The organism is Oceanobacillus polygoni, assembly GCF_008304605.1.
Lineage (GTDB): Bacteria > Bacillota > Bacilli > Bacillales > Amphibacillaceae > Oceanobacillus > Oceanobacillus polygoni.
This window is the reverse complement of sequence record NZ_PIJY01000045.1, coordinates 319,349-320,047: the sequence shown is the minus strand read 5'-3', so window position 1 is coordinate 320,047 and position 699 is coordinate 319,349. Positions and strand designations below refer to the sequence as shown.

The window sequence follows — 699 nt, the reverse complement described above, 5'->3', positions numbered from 1 at the left end:
GGCCGTTTTGGGGAATTTTATCTCTACCAATAGCTTAAAATACGAAACAAAGGATAAAAAAGAGAGAAACGACCCGACGGGCGAATGTATATAAACACATCACAAGCTTTCTACATTTTATTTCGTAAGTTAAATATTTGATACTTCTACTAAAATTCTTTCTGCGACTTCGTTAATATTTAATGAAGTCGTATCAACTTCGATTGCATCTTTTGCTTTAATTAATGGGGAAGCTTCACGATTTGTATCAATTCGATCTCTTTCTTCGATTTCCCTTTTTAAATCTTCCATATTTGATGCAATCCCTTTCTTAATATTTTCCTCGTGTCTCCGTTTCGCTCTCTCTTCAACAGAGGCAATTAGGAAAATTTTCACTTCTGCATCGGGAAGTACATGTGTACCTATATCTCTTCCATCCATGACTACACCCCGATTTTTAGCCATTTCCTGTTGTCTGCGAACCATTTCTTCTCGAATCGGCGCATGCTTTGCAACATGGGATACTTTCGTCGTTACGTTCTGAAATCTTATTTCATCGGTTACATCTTTCCCATCTAATAAAACAATTTGCCCAGCTTCCGATTGTTTCAATTCAATTGTTGTCTGCATTAACTCTTCTAAAATAGCTTGATCATTTTCTAGATCTATGTTTCGGTTTATTGCTTTCAACGTTAACGCACGGTACATAGCACCAGTATC

General features: G+C 36.6%; 1 protein-coding gene. It reads right to left on the bottom strand.

Annotated elements, in window-relative coordinates; translation table 11 throughout:
* Positions 1-129 precede the first annotated feature (129 nt).
* A partial coding sequence (gene cmk, locus F1560_RS20485) for a (d)CMP kinase (RefSeq protein ID WP_149476518.1) occupies positions 130-699 on the bottom strand: 570 nt, incomplete at its 5' end.